Consider the following 17,893-nt stretch of genomic DNA (forward strand, 5'->3'; position numbering starts at 1 on the left):
AGACTGACTTGAAAACGACTTACAGATTTGAAATTTACCCGAACCAATATCAACCGACCGAAATGAGTTTGTCTGAAAATAAACTCACTGAATGGTTTACAAAATACTGCAACATAAAATTTGATAAGCTATTTAAAGCGAATTATTTTTTATTAGAATCAAATGAGCCCATTCCTGAAATCGACACTTATGCCAAGACGATTTTAACTGATTCAGTGACCGAAGTTTTATTTTCTTCTGAATCCAAAAACCTGGATATGATTTCTTACTTAGGAAAACGTGGTTTTTCAAATCCTGTGCTGTGTGATATCAGCTTTAAACCCGGTGTTACTGATAATTCAGCACATGCGGTTTTAGAAGCTTTTAAGCTTATTCCAGATCTTAAGAAATACGAATTAAACGTAGCTTCAGGTGAATGTTATTTCATGCAAGCGACTGCAGATTTAGCTGATGCTGATTATGAAAAATTCACTTATGAAAAGCTAGCCAATCAGTTATTACAAAAAGTGACCATTCAACGTAAAGACGCGATTCAAACAAACGCGCGTATGCAGGCGCCTAAGATTGTTGAAGTGATCGCAACTTCACTTGAAGCGACAACAATTGATTTAAATCAAGATGAGCAGTCATTATTAAAGTTAAATACTGATAACTGCTGGGCTTTAAGCTTAGAAGAAATTTACTTTGTTCGCGATTATTTTAAGACACTAGACTGTAATCCGACAGATGTTGAAATGGAAGTGATTGCGCAAAGCTGGTCAGAGCACTGCAAACATAAAATCTTTGCCAGTCATATTGAATACTCTGAAGGCGAACTTCCAAGCCATATGAGAAAGCTTGGTCATTTTGAAGTAAACAGTTTATTTAAAACGTTTATCCGCGGAGCGACGGAAAAGATTAAAGCTGATCGAAACTTACCATGGTTAGTTTCGATCTTTCACGACAATGCAGGAATTGTTCGTTTTGATAAAAATGTCGATGTGTGTATTAAAGTAGAAACGCACAATTCGCCATCAGCTCTTGATCCTTACGGTGGGGCACTAACAGGTATTTTAGGTGTAAACCGTGATATTTTAGGCTGCGGTCAAGGTGCTAAGCCTATCGCGAATACCAATGTATTTTGTTTGGCTGAAGATTCGTTCTTTAAAGAAAATAATATTAAACTTCACTCTAAACTTAAAAATCCAGACCGTATCGCTGAAGGTGTTCATTTAGGCGTGCAAGATGGCGGTAACAAGTCAGGTATTCCAACTGTTAACGGCGCTTTTGTTTACGATCATGATTTCGTAGGTAAACCATTAGTGTTCTGCGGAACAGTCGGGGTGTTGCCGCAGACTGAACATAACCAATCAACCGCTGAAAAAAGACAAAAAGCCGGCGATTATATCGTGATGTCGGGTGGTAAAATCGGTAAAGACGGAATCCACGGCGCCACATTTAGTTCGATGGAGTTAAACGAAAATGCACCAGCCTCTGTTGTGCAAATCGGTGATCCAATCACACAAAAACGTTTAGGTGATTTTTTAATCGAAGCAAGACGCTTAGATTTATTTTCAAGTGTGACAGATAACGGAGCAGGGGGCTTAAGTTCATCGGTGGGTGAGATGGCCACGTACACGAATGGCGCTATTGTTGAGTTAGATAGAGCACCTACAAAATACCCAGGGCTTTCGCCGTTTGAATTAATGGTGAGTGAATCGCAAGAGCGTATGACTTTCGCTGTGCCGAAAGAAAAGATTCACCAGTTCTTACAATTATCAGAAAAACGTAACGTGCTATCGACAGTGATCGGGGAGTTTACCAACCAAGGTCAACTTTTAGTACGCTATCAAGGTAAAACTGTTGCTGATTTAAATCTTCATTTCTTACATGAATCATTAAAACCAATGCAGTTAAAAGCCCATATTGATACTTCATCAATTGAAGCTTCTAAAGCTTCGCACTGGTTAAAAGGTAAAATTAAAGAGGCTGCAAAACCAGCTTCAGTTAAAGAGCAGTTACTTTCGTTATTATCTTCGGCAAATATCAGATCACACGAACACTTAGTTCGTAGATACGATCACGAAGTGAAAGCTGCGACCTTAGTTAAACCTTTTACCGGAACAAAAGAAATTGGTCGTCACGCACCAACTGATGCTGGCGTTATTTGGTTATACCCGCATGGTGGTGAACAAGATAATGCGATTTCTATTTCTTGCGGTATTGCTCCACAGGTAAGCCAATATGACGCTTACGAGATGGCGATTCATGCATTAGATGAAGCGGTTAGAAACAGTGTTTGTGTGGGCGCAGACCCAACCGAGATGGTGTTAGTTGATAACTACTGCTGGCCTGATCCGATTACCTCTAAGAAAAATCCAGACGGGGCCCATAAGCTTGCGCAACTAGTTCGTACCTCTAAAGCGATCTATGATTTAAGTACTGATTACGGCATGCCTTTTGTCAGCGGTAAAGACTCGATGAAAAATGATTTTATGGCTGATGATGTGAAGATTTCGGTGCAACCGACTTTATTAGTGACAGCTATGGGGCGTGTAAGATCGTTAAGTCATATTACTACAAGTGAAGCCAAAGCCTCTGGTGATTTAGTTTACTTAATGGGTCCTGATCAATTAACAGATTTTAAAAAGCAGTTAGAACTTTATAAATCTTTACATAAAGCCATTACACTTGGTTTTGTGAAAAGTGCACATGATGTTTCTGAAGGCGGCTTGGCTGTTTCACTGACTGAAAAAATTATGGCGACAACATTAGGAATGCAAATTGATACCACGCTTGATCTCTTTAAAGAAAGTGCGGGACGTATTGTGGTTACAACTGAAAAAGCGAAGCAAAAAGAATTCGAAGCTTTATTTACGAGCGATCTAACGTTTTTAGGAACTGTGACGGCTAGCGCGCAATTAGAAATTAAAAATAAATTAATTGTAACAAATGCTGAAAGCCTAAACGCTTATCGTATTAAAGCTAAGGGAGACGTCGTGCCGCAGGCGCGCCAAGGGGTAAACTAATGAGTAAACAAGTAAAAGCTCTTATTTTAACGGGCGATGGTATTAACTGCGAAAATGAAACAGCCTTAGCTTTCGCACAATACGGTTGCGAAACTAAAATCATGCACGTGCAAGATCTCATCGATCAGCCAGGAGAGTTAAATCACTATCAAATTTTAGCCTTACCAGGTGGTTTTTCCTTCGGTGATGAAATTGGTTCAGGTCAGATCTTAGCGTTAAAGCTTAAATATTCTTTAGGTGTGGCACTCACTGAATTTATCAATCAAAGAAAATTAATTATCGGTATCTGTAACGGCTTTCAGGTGTTAGTGCGTTTAGGCTTATTGCCAAAACCATTTACCGAAAGACAAATGACACTAACTCATAACCGCCAAGGTCATTTTATTAATAAATGGGTAAGCCTTAAAGTTCCTGAATCAAAATGTATTTGGACTAAGTCTTTACAAGGAAAAGAGATTCAGCTGCCGATCCGCCACGGTGAAGGAAAAATCACTTTTGCCGGTGATCAGGCTACGCAACATAATACTTTTCAGTCGTTAGTGGCCAACGGACAAATTGCTTTATCGTACACCGAAGATGTGAATGGCAGTTATCAGCAGATCGCAGGCGTTACCGATCCAACGGGCTGTATTTTAGGTTTAATGCCACACCCAGAGGCGGCCACGTCGAACTGGTTATTGCCAGACGGCACAGCCAAAAAATCAGAGCAAGCTTTGGGAACTCAATTTTTTATCAACGCAGTTAAGCACTGTGAGGAGATGTTGTAATGCAAACAGAAAACCTAGGAATCAAAAGAGCCTTGATCAGCGTTTCAGATAAAACCGGTATTGATAAAATTGCGAAGTTCTTATTCGAATACAAGGTTGAACTTATCTCAACTGGTGGAACTAAAAAATACTTAGAAGAGTTAGGTTTACCTGTAACGAGTGTTGAATCGTTAACAGGTAATCCAGAAGCTTTTGGTGGAAGAATGAAATCCATCAGCTTTCAGATTTCTTCTGGATTATTATTTCGCAGATACCATGAGCAAGATCAAAAAGAATCAAAAGATCTAAATATCAAGCCGATTGATCTTGTGATCTGTAACTTGTATCCGTTTGAAAAATATATGAATCAAAACTCACCCGAAGATGTGTTAATTGAAAACATCGATATCGGTGGACCATTAATGTTACGTGCCGCTGCTAAAAACTATGAATCAGTCACGGTTTTATCTGGTGCAAATGAGTACATGAACTTTATGACTCACTTTATGGAAAATAAAGCGAATACAAGTTTTGAATTCAGAAGAAATCAAGCAATCAAAACCTTAGTACGCGTGGCTGAATACGATCAAGCCATCGCTCAAGAGCTAACTAAAAATTATATGCCAAAATTAAATCAGACTTTACGTTATGGTGAGAATCCTCATCAAAGCGCAAGCTTAATGATTAAGAATAATACTGACTCAACAATCACTTTAGCCAAAGCACAGTTTATTCAAGGCAAAGAATTATCTTACAATAACTGGATGGATGCTGATAGCGCTTGGCGCGTGATGAGTGATGTGGCTCACGCCTCACCAAATAAGTTTGTGACTGCGGTTATTAAGCACGCTAACCCTTGTGGTTTAGCTGCCACGACAGAGAGTTTTGATTCTTTAATGCAAGCTTGGAATGGTGATAATATCTCAGCTTTCGGTGGCATCATTGCTTGTTCTTATAGAGTAGAAGCAAAGCATGCTGAGTTTCTTACGCAAAATTTTATTGAAGTCTTGATCGCTCCTGAGTTCTCGCCTGAAGCTTTAGAGTTCTTCACAAAAAAGAAAAACGTAAGACTTCTTAAAACGCCAATTCGTGAATACAAACAAAAAGAAACGATGATGCGTTCTATCTCTGGCGGCATCTTAATTCAGGATGAAGATGAAAGATCTGCAAAAATTGAAGAAGTAAAACTTGTGACTCAAAATGCATTAACAGCTCATCATCAAGAGTTAGTCGATTTCGGCGTGTTAGCTTGTAAACATTTAAAATCAAACGGTATTGCGTTAGTTGCAAAAACTGACAAAGGTTTTTCATTAGTAGGCACAGGCATGGGACAACCAAACCGCCTCGACTCATTACGTTTATTAGCGGTTCACCGTGCGAAGATGAAAAATATCCCGATGGATCAAGTGTTAATGATTTCTGATGCGTTCTTTCCGTTTGCTGATTCAGTCGATGTTTGCAACGAAGTAGGCATTAAAGCGATCGTTCAGCCGGGTGGAAGTATCCGTGATAACGAAGTGATCGAAGCGTGTAACAAGTACGGTATCGCTATGGTGATGACTGGCGTAAGACATTTTCGTCATTAGAAGAGGGTAATATGGCTATTTCATATAAAGACAGTGGTGTAGATATCGATAAAGCGGATGTGTTTGTGAATAAAATTTCACAAATGGTAAAATCCACATACAACCAAAGTGTGCAGGCGGGGATCGGGGGATTCTGCGCTCTTTATAAAATGGATCAAGAAAGATTCTTAGCTTCAAGCACAGACGGGGTGGGCACTAAACTTAAATTAGCCATCGAATTAGATAAGCACGACACCATCGGTATTGATTTAGTGGCGATGTGTGTGAACGATCTTATTTGCTCCGGTGCCAAACCGTTATTTTTCTTAGATTATTTTGCCAGTTCAAAATTAGAACTCAAAACTTCAGAAAAAATTATCGAAGGTATTGTTGAAGGGTGTCTGCAAGCAAAAATGGTTTTAATCGGTGGCGAAACCGCAGAAATGCCCGGTATGTACCAAGAAGGTGATTATGACTTAGCCGGCTTTTCTGTGGGTGAGGTGTTTACGCATAACTTAGTCGACGGCACTAAGTTAAAAGCCGGTGATACCTTAGTGGCGATTCAAAGTTCGGGATTTCATTCAAATGGCTATTCGTTAGTTAGAAAGATCATTACAGATATCGCAAGTCAGAAGCTTTCAACTCAAGAACTAGAGCAGTTAAAAAAAGATTGTCTGACACCGACAAAAATTTACGTAAATAGCATTTTATCTCTTCTTACTAAATTTAAAGACAACGTTAAAGGTCTAGCAAATATCACAGGTTCTGGATTTTTAAATATCCCGCGTATGAATGAAAAATTCGATTACGAAGTCACGCAAACCGCAAGCTTACCCGCTTTTATGCAGTCAGTGTGCGCGATGAGTGGTTTAACAGAGTTAGAACTTCACAAAACGTTTAATATGGGCGTAGGCTTTGTGATCGCCACAGATAAACCAGAACAAGTGATGCAGGCCTTGCATGAACTCGGTGAAAAATCATTTGTTTTAGGACAAGTTAAGCCAGGTACTGGCAAAGTGTTTTTAAAAGGTGAAGAAATCGTCTAGAGGTAGAGCTTTGTCACGCGCTCTAACGAGTTACCATATTTAGAAAAAGATCCGCGCTCTAATTCAAAGACGCGGATTAAATCTAAATACCAGAGTGGCACGCGGCTTTCGCATTTAAGTTCTAAAATAGCTAAACTTTCGCTGCTTGCTCCATCGTCGAAAATTAACGATGAATCATAGCTCAGCATTTCACGGGGATTCGGCCAAAGATTAAAAGTGTTTTCTTCTTTGCATTTTAAATCCACATCAAAGGTAATACGAACGTAGTCTTCAACGTTTGATAGAAAGGCCCGGCGGCGGTACTGGGTTAAAACCTGCGGCTGAACATTGTAAATCTGAGCATAACTTAAAAACTTATCTAAATTCTTTTTTGAACCCATATCAATATCTTCAGGTTTGTACGTACCCTCTAAGACAGATTGAATATTCGGCGTTTTTACTTTGGCGCGGCTTTTTTTCACAAAGTCGGCTGTTTTCTCTTTAACTTCAAAAAAATACGGTGGTTTTGGATCATCGCCATAAGAACGAATGCGCATATTAAAACGTTTGGGGTTTACGCCATCGCTGTTATGGTAAAAGGTATGAACCGGTGAATCTAAATACAAAGAATTAATCGTATAGAAGCTATCCGGCGAAACCTCTGAATAATAATCCATATCACAATAAGCTTTAACGTATTCTGAGATAGGATCAACTAAGCGGTAAGGGATCAAGTACTTGATCTCGTAACGTTCAAAGAATAGGGGCGATACGCCAGCTTGATTATCTGACATACTTTCTAAGCTCAACGAGTGTAAGTGGACGTTCAGATTCGTACATCAAGGTTAAAACTTTCTCTAAGATCGAAGTTTTAAGAGAAACTAACTTAGAGTTCTTTTCGTACTTGTTTTTTTGCAAGCTTTGAATCGTTTGCAGATCAATCACATTATAGATGTTCTTTTTATTGTTTAAGAACTTATCTTCTTTAAAACTCGATTTTTGCAGCTCTTGAACAAGCTCGATGTCGTGTTTAAGAGTTTCTTTAATGTTTTTAAGTTCGTTAGCTCGCGTTTGTGTATTTGTTCGTTCAGTTAATAACTTTCTTTGCAGGTTGTATCTGTCAGAATAATACAGCGTTTTAAATTCACGTAAGAAATTTAAATTAAATACTGCCTTAATGCCGTAAGCGCCCTTGTCGTTATCTTTTTCGTAGTCTTTTTCATAAACTACTTCAAAGCCATCAAAAATCGCGGTGTCTTCAACGCGGTTGTATTCGTATTCGGCCATAGCTAATTTTGAATACAGATCATAAGATTTCGCTGACTGGGTCGCTAAATAGTTCGTGCTAAATGAATCGATCAGATTATGAATATTTTTAACATTAAGAACCGCTTCGCCAGGAACTTGCTCCCAAGTCATACGCATTTGTGCAAGTAATGGAACTAGTTCATTTTTCTGTTCATTGAGCTCAAGCCCCATGATTTGTTTTTCTTCGTCTTGAGCGATGATTTTCATGACTGTACTTACATCGGTATCTGAATTTTCATAAGTCGCCGTCAGTGTATCGCGAAACTTACTCATCCATTTGTTATAGTCTTGAAATTGTTTTTGTTTTTGCTTTACATCTAAAGCCTGAATGTAGCTTTTAATGTTATTAAGATCTGTTTCTGAATTGATAAACTGGCTATTCAGGGATTTAAAGCGCAAGTCGATCTCACGCACTTTTCCCCATTTTTGGTATTCTTCATAGCCAAAAAGTTTGAATTTTAAGGCGTATTCGTAAGTTTGTCCTTCTAAGTCTTTGTTCGCAACGCTTAGTTGCGCATCTTTAAAAGGGGATTGAAAGCCATAAGCTTTAACCGCGGCTAAACTTAGAATAGTTAGAAATAGTTTAGTGTGTTTCATTGATAAAATAATAAGGTTCGCTCTTACCTTCATCGAAGACGCCAAGGATTTCGTTAGCATGGCCAAGCGCAATACCCTCTAACTGATTTACCGGAAAGGTTTTTAAAAGTTTAAGGTGATCGCTAGCAAGTTTTGAAGTTTTCCATAAAGCTGAACAGTTGGCTTTTTTGCATGTTGTAGAAAGATAGTACGTGCCATCAGCATAAACTAGGTCGCTTAAACCCATTTGATTGCTTTCATCAGTTTCAGTTTTTCCATGAAAGTTTAATTTAGCCTCAACCGACACTTGTGATGCATGAAAGTATTTGTTCGTGAAGATATAGTCTTTATTCGCTAAACGCAGGATGTAGCTATCATCAGACGAGTTATGTGGAGATTTTAAAGCAAGCAAGATATCGTTTCCAATTAAAGTCATACCTTCGATATCAAGATCTCCGTTTTTAACAGTGCCAGCTTGAATAGTTAAACCCAAAGCATTTAATTCGGTATCTTTAGATTTACTTAAAGCATCCATTAAAAGCGGGCGTAATTGAAAGCTAGTAACAGCGGTTAATTCTAAACCGACTCGTTTAACTTTGACGATTAAACTACGGTTATTTTTAACATCACCACTCGAGTTACGAGATTGAGAAGACAATAAATAGATAAATTGGCCGTCTTGGGCAATCGATTCGATATCCATAATTTCAGATAGGCCAGAAACTTTTAACGGAGCGCTATCAATGCTACCATCGCGGTTCATTAAAAATAAAAGAGGCGAGTGAGTGTCATCTGTATCATCACTGATCACTAAGTACTTATTTAAATCGGTAAGCCAAATAGCTCCAGAAGGTTCAAACTTAGTGAGTTCATAAAGTGAATTGGGAATATCCATTTTCTTGAGTGAAAATTGGCTTGAAGTTTCAAAGCTAGAAAGTAATTCGCCTTTTGAAGCTTTGGCGATCGCCATAAAACTTAAGATAGGCTTAGACGGGTCAACGACAACTTTTTCACCGATTAAGAATTGATTGTTTTCACTTAAAGCTAAAGTCACTTCGCGGCCATAAGCTGTTACATTCTGGTACTTTAATAAGCGTAAAGGCATTTCAACGGTTCTGCGGCCAATACTTTTTACGACAGCTGTTGCAGTAACATCAGGACGTGCTGCCGAGCGAACTTTGACATGTTGGCCTTCAGTTAAATTCACATCAAGACTTTCATTGATAAAGCCAGTTACAAATGTTGGAGAATTGTTAGCTAAAGTCATTAAAGTGGCAAAGCCACCTACTTTTTCGCCAACTTTAAAATTGATTTGTCCAACCACACCATCAGCCGGCGAGAAGACATAAAGGTTTTTCTTCTTTTTTTCTAAGTAATCTTTTTCTTTAACCAAATCGTCGTATTCAGATTGCAATGGATTGGTAAATTCGCCAGCATTTTTAGAGGCGGCTTTTGAAGACTTAGGAATAATGCGTGCAAATTGCTTACGTAATTTAATCTCTGATGAAAGGCGGTTCATATTGAACTCGACTTCGCGAATTTTGGTATTTAACTCAGATTGATCAAGTTCTAAAAGCAAATCACCTTTGCGCACGTTCTGGCCTTGAATCACATGAATACGTTTAACTTCAACCGGGTATTCAAAGTTGATTTGTAACTCTTTAGAATCAGCGATTCCTAAAAAACCGATGCGTTCAACGCGAATCGAGTTGTACAACAAACCGCAGATGACAATAGCTGCGATAATCGAGGCGAAAATTAAATTATGATTCTTGCTCGTTACTTGTTTCATATTACATCCTATAAATCCACAACAGTTTCTTGCATCATCACATTGACAGCTTTAGCCGATGGAAGTTTTTGAACCTGAACAACAAGCTCGTGTGATGTTTTTCCTGGTTTAAATTTAATTTGGTAAGTGTAGTCGACACGGTCACCCTGAGCGACCTCGCGCACGTTAAGTAAATAGAAATTCGAACAGTTATCGCTTAACAGCTTCTCTAAGGCACGCACATCGTCGCCGCTTTTATCTAAGTTAAGTCTTAAAAGACCATCAAAATACGTCTCGTTAGCAAAAGGTGTTTTATGAAGAATCACAGCTACGACGGCAAAGGCGATAGTTCCAAAGACCGCGATAATGTAAGAGTGCGCTCCTGCCGCCAGACCCAAAGCCAGTGAAGCAAAGATAAAAAACATATCACGTGGGTCTTTAATATTAGTTCTAAAGCGCAGTAATGAAACAGCCCCCATCATACCGATACCGCGTGCTACGTTATCGCCAATGGCCTGCATAGCAATCGCTGTTACGATCGGGCTTAAGATTAATGAGTGAATAAAGTTACGTGAGTACGAAAGACCACGGAAAGTTTTAATGTAGGTAAAAGCAATCATACAGCCCATAACGAACGATAAGCAGAAGGCAAAAAGAATAGAGAATTCGCTTAAATGGGTTGTGGTTGAGTTTAAAACGCCGAAATCAAACATGGATAAGCCTCAAAAATACGTTAGTTTTTCGTTATTTTTTTCGTAGGTTTAAGTTTTCTCAAATTTAAGGGGCTCTATAAATCAAAATATGCTTATAGAGAATTCATTTCATGGAGCGTACAAAAATTGGACGGTCTTTTTTGGGGGCTTATAGTTCTAAACAAAGCTTCTTAACAGCCTCCAGAGAGCATTCCCAGTCTTTAGAACTTAAGGGATTTCCCTTAGGATCTAGATAGGTTACGGTGCCTGACTGAGTTTGGTGTCCTCCTTGGGACTTGAATCCAAAGCGAATATCTTGGTTAAAGCCGTTCTTTGCAGAAATTTGAAGGGTCGTGGTCTCAGGGGCACAAGAGATCTGGGTAATATCGTTTCCCATAGGGCGAATACCGTAGGGGATATGTTGATCCATAATTAAAGTAGGTCCGTTAAGATCTACTGATAAATTAAGGTAAGTCTGAAAAATATCGAAAGAATACCACACGCGACACAGGTTATAGCGACTGATCGTTGCAGCCGTCAGTTGAGTCATTAAAAGTAGCGATAAAAATAGAATAAGTTTTTTCACCAAAGTCCCCCAAGATCCGGGGAACCTGATGCAAATTTTGTTCTTAAGTAAATGAGATGTTTTCGGGGCTAATTTCCCGCGAAAGATTAACGATTACGCTCTCTGTGGTTTTCGTGTTTACCATGATTGCCCCCACCTTGGTGGCCATGGCCTTGGCGAGATTCAGAAGCGATCGTTTCACGAACCACAACAACTTTGATTTGTCCTGGGTATTGCATCTCTTCTTCAATGGTTTTTGCGATCTTTTCAGCAATCTGTAAAGCACCTAAATCATCGACCTGGCGAGAGTTCACTAATACGCGGCATTCACGTCCACCGTTTAACACAAACACGTCTGTGACACCTTGGAAGCGTTTAGAGATCTCTTGAAGACCTGTTACTTTTTGCGTGTATGTTTCCATCGTTGAACGACGGGCGCCTGGGCGTCCGCCAGAAATCGCATCGGCTGCGATCACTAAGAAATCCATATCAGCTTCAGGTTGTACGTCATAGTGATGGGCGCGAACCGCATGAACCACTTCAGGGTCTTCGCCGCGAGCTTCGATGAAATCCGCACCGATGACGGCGTGGGAACCATCAAACTGGTGATCTAAAGCTTTACCTAAATCGTGAAGTAAGCCTGCACGTTTTGATTTTTTAATATCCGCTTTAATTTCAGCGGCAAGAAGTGAAGCAAACCAACCCACTTCAGCACAGTGAAAGTATTGGTTTTGCGTATACGAATAACGGTAACGAAGCGAACCCATAACTTGGCGAACTTCAGGGTGAACGTTCTGCATGCCAAGTTCTTTAGCCTGAAGATCTCCATCTTTTTTGATTTGTTTTAACAATTCATTTTTTAAATTTTCGCCGGTCTTACGGATATGTTCAGGCGTTGTTGGTTTATTGTGTTTTTCAATGTCTTTAAACATTTTTTCAAACAAGCGGCGAGTTAATTCACGGCGAACCGGATCATAACCAATCACTTGAATATTTAACATTCTTTCTGGATCTGGTTTCTCATCAATAAAGATATCGCAACCTGTAACTTCCTCGACGGCGGCGACATTGTCTTTTAAGTTTTGACAGAAAAGTCCACGCACTCTTTCATCTGGAAAGTAACTTGAAGCAATATTTCTTTCTGTGCTCATTTCTTTTGTGAAGCGGTCGATACATAAACCTAAAATGCGCTTAGCTTTGGCTTCGCCAAACTCTTTATGTTCTTCTTCGGCAAAGTTAATGTAGTTTTCAAAATCTTGATTTGCTTCAGTGATTAACTGAGTTGTAATGTCGCGAATAACATCAGTTTCTTTAAGCTGAGTTTTGTTATGCAGTTGAGTTTGGTAGTTTTGCTTAAGCTGGTTTAATTTATCGACAAAAACCTGAAATGATTTTTGTTGGTCTGTTAAACGCATTGAAAGATCACGAAGCTCAGTCTCAAGTTTAAATAAACCGGCACGGTTGCCTTTATCGGTTTCTTCGTGCGTTTTTTTACGGTCTGCAATTTGTTGTTCTAAATCAGAACAACGGCCTTCCATTAATAAATGGGCTTCTTCGACTTTTCCCCATGCGGTTAATTCAATTTCCTGAATCACTTCATTGCGTTCATCTTCTTCAAGCTGGAATTGGTCTTGCGCTTCTTTAACGATATCGGCCGCTTCTTCTTTAGCTTCTTTAAGAACCATACGCTGAACAGCGCGAGAAATTGCAAAGATAACTCCGCCACCGAATATTAACCCGATAATAAAATTTAAAACGACATCTAAACTCATAATTAAATTTGTCCCTGAACTTCAGCCTCTACCATCGCTTCATGATCGGTAGCTGTTGGCTGATCTAAATATTTTAATTTCTGTAAAATCACTAATGTGAATAAGCCAACACCGATGGCCATGTAACCAACTGTTGGGTAATTTAATAAACGTCCATCTTTGGGATCAATTGTTACAATTAATCCAGCGATATAAGCACCAGCGGCCATCGCTAATGATTGAAGGCAGCTTAGTAAGCTCATAAATGTTCCGCGCTGTTGTGATGAAACTGCCGCCGAAACTAAAGCTTGTGCCGGAATCATACGAGAGCCTGCCGAGATAAAAAATAATCCCGCATACAGTAAGATCAACCAAAGACCATCACGACCTTGATGTGTGATAAGAATAATTGGCACAATCGAAAACATAATCGAGTAAAAATAAACTTTAGCTTTGCCGTAGCTGTCTGACATACGACCCACAATGGGAGCACTAAAGAAAGAACAGATTCCGCCGATCAAATAGATCCATGTTAATTGCTGTTCGCTTAAGCCCGCGTTAACAACCTGAGAAGTAGCAATAAACGGAATGATGCTAAAATGCGAAAACATCACAAAAAACATAAAAATCAAAGAAACACGCTGAACGGGTGATTGCAGAACAGAAACAACGGGTTGCCAGAAAGTCGTGCGTGGCACGTGCTGTACCGGTTGTTCATTTAAGTGCTGATTAATGCTTGGAACATATCTGTGAATGCCCACTAAGATAATTAAGCATAAAAGAGCTAAGAAAATAAATGGGGCGTACCACATCAGAGATTGTGATAAGAAAATTGAAAATGGAACACCCATAATTGAAGCGGCTGAAAAGGCTGTCGCTAAAAAGCCCATGGCCATGCCACGGCGTTTGTAATCAATTAAGTCTGACGTGATTGAAAGAATAATTGAATTCATCACGCCGCCAAAAAATCCTGTCATCGCACGAGCGATCAGTAGGCTGTGATAGTCACGCGCTAATCCGCAAAAAATTGTCGCTAAGGTAAATCCGGTAAATAAAAGCAGTAAACTTTTTTTACGATCAAAACGATCCATGTAAAACGAAGCTAGAAAACCTGAAAGACCGGCAAAAAATGTATAGCTTGAAACTAAAAGGCTGAACTGTTGCGCTTCGATATTAAATAAACGCATCAATTGAGTTCCCATCGGCATGATAATCATGAAATCCACGATGTGATTGAATTGAACAAAAGCTAAGACAGTTAATATTTTTTTCTCTAACGACGTAAACACAATCTGTAAATTCTAGCTTTTAGGAGTACACACTTGAAGGTTTTCTTTTGTGAACGTCCTGCGTTATGTGATACAAAATAAGAATGTGGTTAAAAATATTATCAACAGCAAAAAAAGCAGTTATTAGTTTTGTTATTTTCTTCTTCTTATTCTGGGTACTTATCTGGAATTTCTCTTTTGTTTTTAAGTCAAAAGTTGTTGGTGAAGTGCAAAAAATTGAGCATGTGTCTCCGCAAGCCGTGATTACTAATAATCAACCGTTCAACCCTCAGGTTTTTTCTTTTTCTGTAGCGATCAAAGATCTTCGCACCAACGAAATCCATATGGCTTCAAGTGAAGACCGTAAATGGGGTGCTGTTCAAGCTGGCAACTGCGTAGTGGCTGCGTTTTTTCCGTACCCACCATGGCAGTTATCTAAAGGTATGACAGATAAAAATGCCCGTTTATTGCAAAACTTCACCAACTGCGCCGACGTACCTAAAGACGAAGGCTTCTTAAGCTGGTTAAAGTTTTTCTTTTTGTTGTAGTATTTAGAGAAACTCTCAGCTACCGCGCCGAAAAAGCTTTGAATTTTAAAGAAATCCTGGAGGCGGCTTGGTGCATCTGGAATTGCTTTGCAATTCCAGATGATCGTTTGAGGGAAAGAGTTTTGTAGAAAAATTAATCTTATCGAGAACGAAGTGGTTTATACTTCGTTCTTACATTCTTAGAAACTAGCGAAAAATTGAAGTGACGATCGCTTGAGCGCGTAAAGATGCGGCCGAGCTTTTGTTCTGATTCATGCGTTGGTGGATCATATATGTGAGCGTTAACGCCATAAACACGATAAACCAATTTCTCATTTGCATATAGTGAAGCATGACATTCCCTTTTAAGACTTTTTTTCGTCTAAGTAGAGTTTAAAGTAATCCCAACCGCTGATGAGGCTTAATAAAACACTGAACCAAAGAAGTCCATATCCGATTATTTGGTTAGGAAAATAGGGATGTATTTCGTTCACCATCATGAAAGGAACGGCGATCATTTGTAAAGCGGCCTTCCATTTGCCTGTAGTTTGAGCAGGAATAACTAAGCCGTCAGCAGAAGCGGCAGCTCTAATTCCACCCACCAAAGTGTCGCGGGTTAAGAATAAAATCACCATCCACGGATCAACTAAGCCCTGCTTAAGTAAGATCACTAAGATCGCCATTACTAAAATTTTATCAGCTACGGGGTCTAAGAATTTACCAAGATTAGTGACTGCATTGTATTTGCGGGCGAAGTAACCATCGTAGTAGTCGGTAATAGAGGCTGCGTAAAAAAGAACGACGGCAATCCAATCAAAATAAAACTCGGGGTAGCTATCACTGTAGAGTAATAAAACAGCCACAGGAATCGTAGCAAAGATGCGGGCCACCGTAAGAATGAGAGGAAGTTTCTTCATCGCTTTGATCTTGAGTGAGCAGGGCCCCTTATGTCAAGATATGTCGATGTTCACTTTTTCGCGAATTATTCACGTTTATGAGACGGATTTAATGGGTATTGTTCACCATTCTAATTACTTACGCATTTTAGAAGAGGCGCGGGTTGAATGGTGCAGAAAGTTTGTTGCCCATGTACCGAGCGATTTCGATTTTGAGCATCAAAATATCTTTGATTTAACAGTGGTTGAAACGCGAGTGAAGCATAAGGCCCCGATTAAGTATTCCGACAATATGCGCGTTGAAATGCAGGCTCAAATCGACGGCATTATTTTGCGATTTCAATACAAAGTTTTAAATGACACAAACATTTGTGCCATTGCTGAAACAACCCACTGTAGTGTAAATGAAAAGTTAAAACCAAAGCGTCTGGCTCCCAAATACATTGACGCAGTTAAAAAGGATACCCCATGGACAGAAACCTGGCTTTAGAATTTGTACGTATTACCGAAGCAGCAGCCATTGCCTCAGCAAAATGGATTGGCTCTGGCCAAGAAAAAGCCGCGGATCAAGCCGCTGTTGATGCTATGAGAAAAGCTTTCGATTCTGTTCGTATGGACGGAACAGTTGTGATCGGTGAAGGTGAACGTGATGAAGCTCCGATGTTATATATCGGCGAAAAAGTGGGTAATAAGACTGACGATGCTCCAGCTATTGATATCGCGCTTGATCCCTTAGAAGGAACAACGATCTGCGCCACAGGTGGTGTTGGTTCTATTTCAGTAATGGCTATGGCTGAGCGTGGTGGCTTCTTACATGCACCAGACACTTACATGGATAAAATCGCCGTAGGACCTGCGGCTAAAGGTTGTATCGACATTGATAAATCAGCGACTGAAAATTTAAATCGTATTTCTGAAGCATTAAAAAAACCGGTGAACGAAATCACAGCGGTTATTTTACAACGTCCTCGCCATGAAGCTTTAATTGCAGAAGTTAGAAAAGCTGGCGCACGTATTCACTTAATCGGTGATGGTGACGTATCAGCCGCTGTTGCAGCAGCTTGGCCAGATTCAGGAATTGACGTGTTATTCGGTATCGGTGGAGCACCAGAAGGCGTTATCTCAGCCGCAGCTATGCGCTGTTTAGGTGGCGACTTTCAAGGCCGTCTAAAATTCAGAAACGAAGAAGAAAAAGAGCGCGCACTTCGTATGGGCGTTAAAGATTTAAATAAAAAATACACGTTAAATGAACTGGCTTCAGGCAACGTGATGTTCTGTGCGACAGGCGTAACAGATGGACCTTTACTTAAAGGTGTGAAAGTTTATCCGGGCCGCAAAGCACGCACGCATTCAGTGGTTATGCGTTCACAAACTGGAACAATCAGAAACGTAGAAACTTATCACGATTTCTCAATCAAACCTCAGGTTTAATTTTTGATGGAACTGATTTGTTTTAAATGCCAAAAAGCAAATAAGGTCGACGCTAAAGTCGGCTACCGCGAAGAGTGTTTGCACTGTCGCCAGGATTTGCATGTTTGCAAGAACTGTCAGTTCTATGATCCAAAAGCGTACAACGAATGCCGTGAACCATCGGCAGATGTGGTGCGCGATAAAGAGAAGTTTAACTTCTGCGATTTTTTTCAACCGTCAGGCAAAGGTCCTGCGATGGATGAAAAAGCAAAATTAAAAGCGGCGGCAGAAGCTCTGTTTAAGAAAAGTTAATTAAAAAGAATATCAAGGAAGAAAGGATATTTCATTATGGCAACAGCCCAGACATCGGAAGTTTTCAATTGCACTCCAGAGGAATTTTTCAAAATCGTATCTGATTTCGAAAAATACCCAGAATTTTTACCTGAAGTAAAATCTGTAAAAATCACTAAAAACGACGGTCACGTTAAAGAAATGGAATACAGCGTTTCTTTAGTTAAAACTTTTAAATACAAACTTCAATCGACAGAAAACGCTCCTTCGAAAGTGGATTTTCACTTTATCGGTGGCGATGTGTTTAAAACGATGAAAGGCTCTTGGCAAATTGCCCCAGAAGGTGCTGACAAATGTAAGGTTAATTACTCAGTTGAGGCCACTTTTGGGATGTTAGTGCCGGGCCCAATGGCTAACACGCTGGTCAGTGTGAATTTGCCGATTATGATTAATAATTTCAAAAAACGAATCAAAACAGTTTACGGGAAATAAGT

General features: G+C 39.6%; 18 protein-coding genes. 9 read left to right on the forward strand and 9 right to left on the reverse strand.

Going from position 1 to position 17,893, the window contains the following annotated elements; all coding sequences use genetic code 11:
• Positions 1–8: 8 nt before the first annotated feature.
• From ACKWCF_RS08195 to purM, 4 genes are read left to right on the forward strand one after another with little or no spacing between them, the layout of a single operon-like run.
• Positions 9–3,008, forward strand: a complete 3,000-nt coding sequence (locus ACKWCF_RS08195) for a phosphoribosylformylglycinamidine synthase subunit PurL (protein WP_409480228.1) — start codon at positions 9–11, stop codon at positions 3,006–3,008.
• Positions 3,008–3,775 (forward strand): phosphoribosylformylglycinamidine synthase subunit PurQ, encoded by a 768-nt coding sequence (locus ACKWCF_RS08200; RefSeq protein WP_409480229.1) that lies wholly within the window; start codon positions 3,008–3,010, stop codon positions 3,773–3,775. Before ACKWCF_RS08195 ends, ACKWCF_RS08200 begins: the two co-directional genes overlap by 1 nt.
• Complete coding sequence (gene purH / locus ACKWCF_RS08205) at positions 3,775–5,340, forward strand: bifunctional phosphoribosylaminoimidazolecarboxamide formyltransferase/IMP cyclohydrolase (protein WP_409480230.1); 1,566 nt, start codon at positions 3,775–3,777, stop codon at positions 5,338–5,340. Before ACKWCF_RS08200 ends, purH begins: the two co-directional genes overlap by 1 nt.
• An 11-nt stretch (positions 5,341–5,351) precedes the next feature.
• Complete coding sequence (gene purM, locus ACKWCF_RS08210) at positions 5,352–6,365, forward strand: phosphoribosylformylglycinamidine cyclo-ligase (protein WP_409480231.1); 1,014 nt, start codon at positions 5,352–5,354, stop codon at positions 6,363–6,365.
• On the opposite strand, the gene ACKWCF_RS08215 is transcribed toward purM, so the two are convergent.
• From ACKWCF_RS08215 to ACKWCF_RS08245, 7 genes are all read right to left on the reverse strand, one after another.
• Entirely contained in the window at positions 6,362–7,138 is a 777-nt protein-coding gene (locus tag ACKWCF_RS08215; protein ID WP_409480232.1) for a VTC domain-containing protein, read from the reverse strand. The genes purM and ACKWCF_RS08215 overlap by 4 nt on opposite strands.
• Positions 7,128–8,249 (reverse strand): hypothetical protein, encoded by a 1,122-nt coding sequence (locus ACKWCF_RS08220; protein ID WP_409480233.1) that lies wholly within the window; start codon positions 8,247–8,249, stop codon positions 7,128–7,130. Before ACKWCF_RS08220 ends, ACKWCF_RS08215 begins: the two co-directional genes overlap by 11 nt.
• The gene (locus tag ACKWCF_RS08225; protein ID WP_409480234.1) at positions 8,236–10,020 is read right to left on the reverse strand and encodes an HlyD family secretion protein; all 1,785 of its coding nucleotides are present in this window, start codon (positions 10,018–10,020) and stop codon (positions 8,236–8,238) included. The genes ACKWCF_RS08220 and ACKWCF_RS08225 overlap by 14 nt, the downstream gene beginning before the upstream one ends.
• An 8-nt stretch (positions 10,021–10,028) precedes the next feature.
• Complete coding sequence (locus tag ACKWCF_RS08230; protein ID WP_409480235.1) at positions 10,029–10,628, reverse strand: DUF4956 domain-containing protein; 600 nt, start codon at positions 10,626–10,628, stop codon at positions 10,029–10,031.
• A 232-nt stretch (positions 10,629–10,860) separates the two neighbouring features.
• Positions 10,861–11,277, reverse strand: coding sequence for a hypothetical protein (locus ACKWCF_RS08235; protein WP_409480236.1), 417 nt, complete (start codon positions 11,275–11,277; stop codon positions 10,861–10,863).
• Positions 11,278–11,363: 86 nt separating this feature from the next.
• Complete coding sequence (locus tag ACKWCF_RS08240) at positions 11,364–13,028, reverse strand: Rnase Y domain-containing protein (protein ID WP_409480237.1); 1,665 nt, start codon at positions 13,026–13,028, stop codon at positions 11,364–11,366.
• Positions 13,029–13,030: 2 nt separating this feature from the next.
• Positions 13,031–14,296: an MFS transporter gene (locus ACKWCF_RS08245; protein WP_409480238.1), complete on the reverse strand. Its 1,266-nt coding sequence runs from the start codon at positions 14,294–14,296 to the stop codon at positions 13,031–13,033.
• Between the two features lie 83 nt (positions 14,297–14,379).
• Here ACKWCF_RS08245 and ACKWCF_RS08250 point away from each other — a divergent pair, with 83 nt between their 5' ends.
• A complete protein-coding gene (locus ACKWCF_RS08250) occupies positions 14,380–14,823 on the forward strand; it encodes a hypothetical protein (RefSeq protein WP_409477097.1) in 444 nt (147 codons plus the stop codon).
• A gap of 186 nt (positions 14,824–15,009) precedes the next feature.
• On the opposite strand, the gene ACKWCF_RS08255 is transcribed toward ACKWCF_RS08250, so the two are convergent.
• Both ACKWCF_RS08255 and pgsA read right to left on the reverse strand, forming a co-directional pair.
• Positions 15,010–15,156, reverse strand: coding sequence for a hypothetical protein (locus ACKWCF_RS08255; RefSeq protein ID WP_409477098.1), 147 nt, complete (start codon positions 15,154–15,156; stop codon positions 15,010–15,012).
• Between the two features lie 11 nt (positions 15,157–15,167).
• Positions 15,168–15,719 (reverse strand): CDP-diacylglycerol--glycerol-3-phosphate 3-phosphatidyltransferase, encoded by a 552-nt coding sequence (gene pgsA, locus ACKWCF_RS08260; RefSeq protein ID WP_409477099.1) that lies wholly within the window; start codon positions 15,717–15,719, stop codon positions 15,168–15,170.
• Positions 15,720–15,765: 46 nt separating this feature from the next.
• On the opposite strand from pgsA, the gene ACKWCF_RS08265 reads away from it, so the two are divergent.
• The 4 genes from ACKWCF_RS08265 to ACKWCF_RS08280 are packed head-to-tail and all read left to right on the forward strand — an operon-like array spanning position 15,766 to position 17,891.
• Positions 15,766–16,188 (forward strand): acyl-CoA thioesterase, encoded by a 423-nt coding sequence (locus ACKWCF_RS08265; RefSeq protein WP_409477100.1) that lies wholly within the window; start codon positions 15,766–15,768, stop codon positions 16,186–16,188.
• Positions 16,167–17,129: a class II fructose-bisphosphatase gene (gene glpX, locus ACKWCF_RS08270; RefSeq protein WP_409477101.1), complete on the forward strand. Its 963-nt coding sequence runs from the start codon at positions 16,167–16,169 to the stop codon at positions 17,127–17,129. Before ACKWCF_RS08265 ends, glpX begins: the two co-directional genes overlap by 22 nt.
• 6 nt (positions 17,130–17,135) lie before the next feature.
• Positions 17,136–17,420, forward strand: coding sequence for a hypothetical protein (locus tag ACKWCF_RS08275; RefSeq protein WP_409477102.1), 285 nt, complete (start codon positions 17,136–17,138; stop codon positions 17,418–17,420).
• 36 nt (positions 17,421–17,456) lie between these two features.
• On the forward strand, positions 17,457–17,891 hold the full coding sequence (locus ACKWCF_RS08280) for a type II toxin-antitoxin system RatA family toxin (protein ID WP_409477103.1): 435 nt from the start codon (positions 17,457–17,459) through the stop codon (positions 17,889–17,891).
• Positions 17,892–17,893 lie beyond the last annotated feature (2 nt).

Origin of the sequence: Pseudobdellovibrio sp. HCB154, from assembly GCF_046267985.1 — a bacterium.
Taxonomy (GTDB): domain Bacteria; phylum Bdellovibrionota; class Bdellovibrionia; order Bdellovibrionales; family Bdellovibrionaceae; genus Pseudobdellovibrio.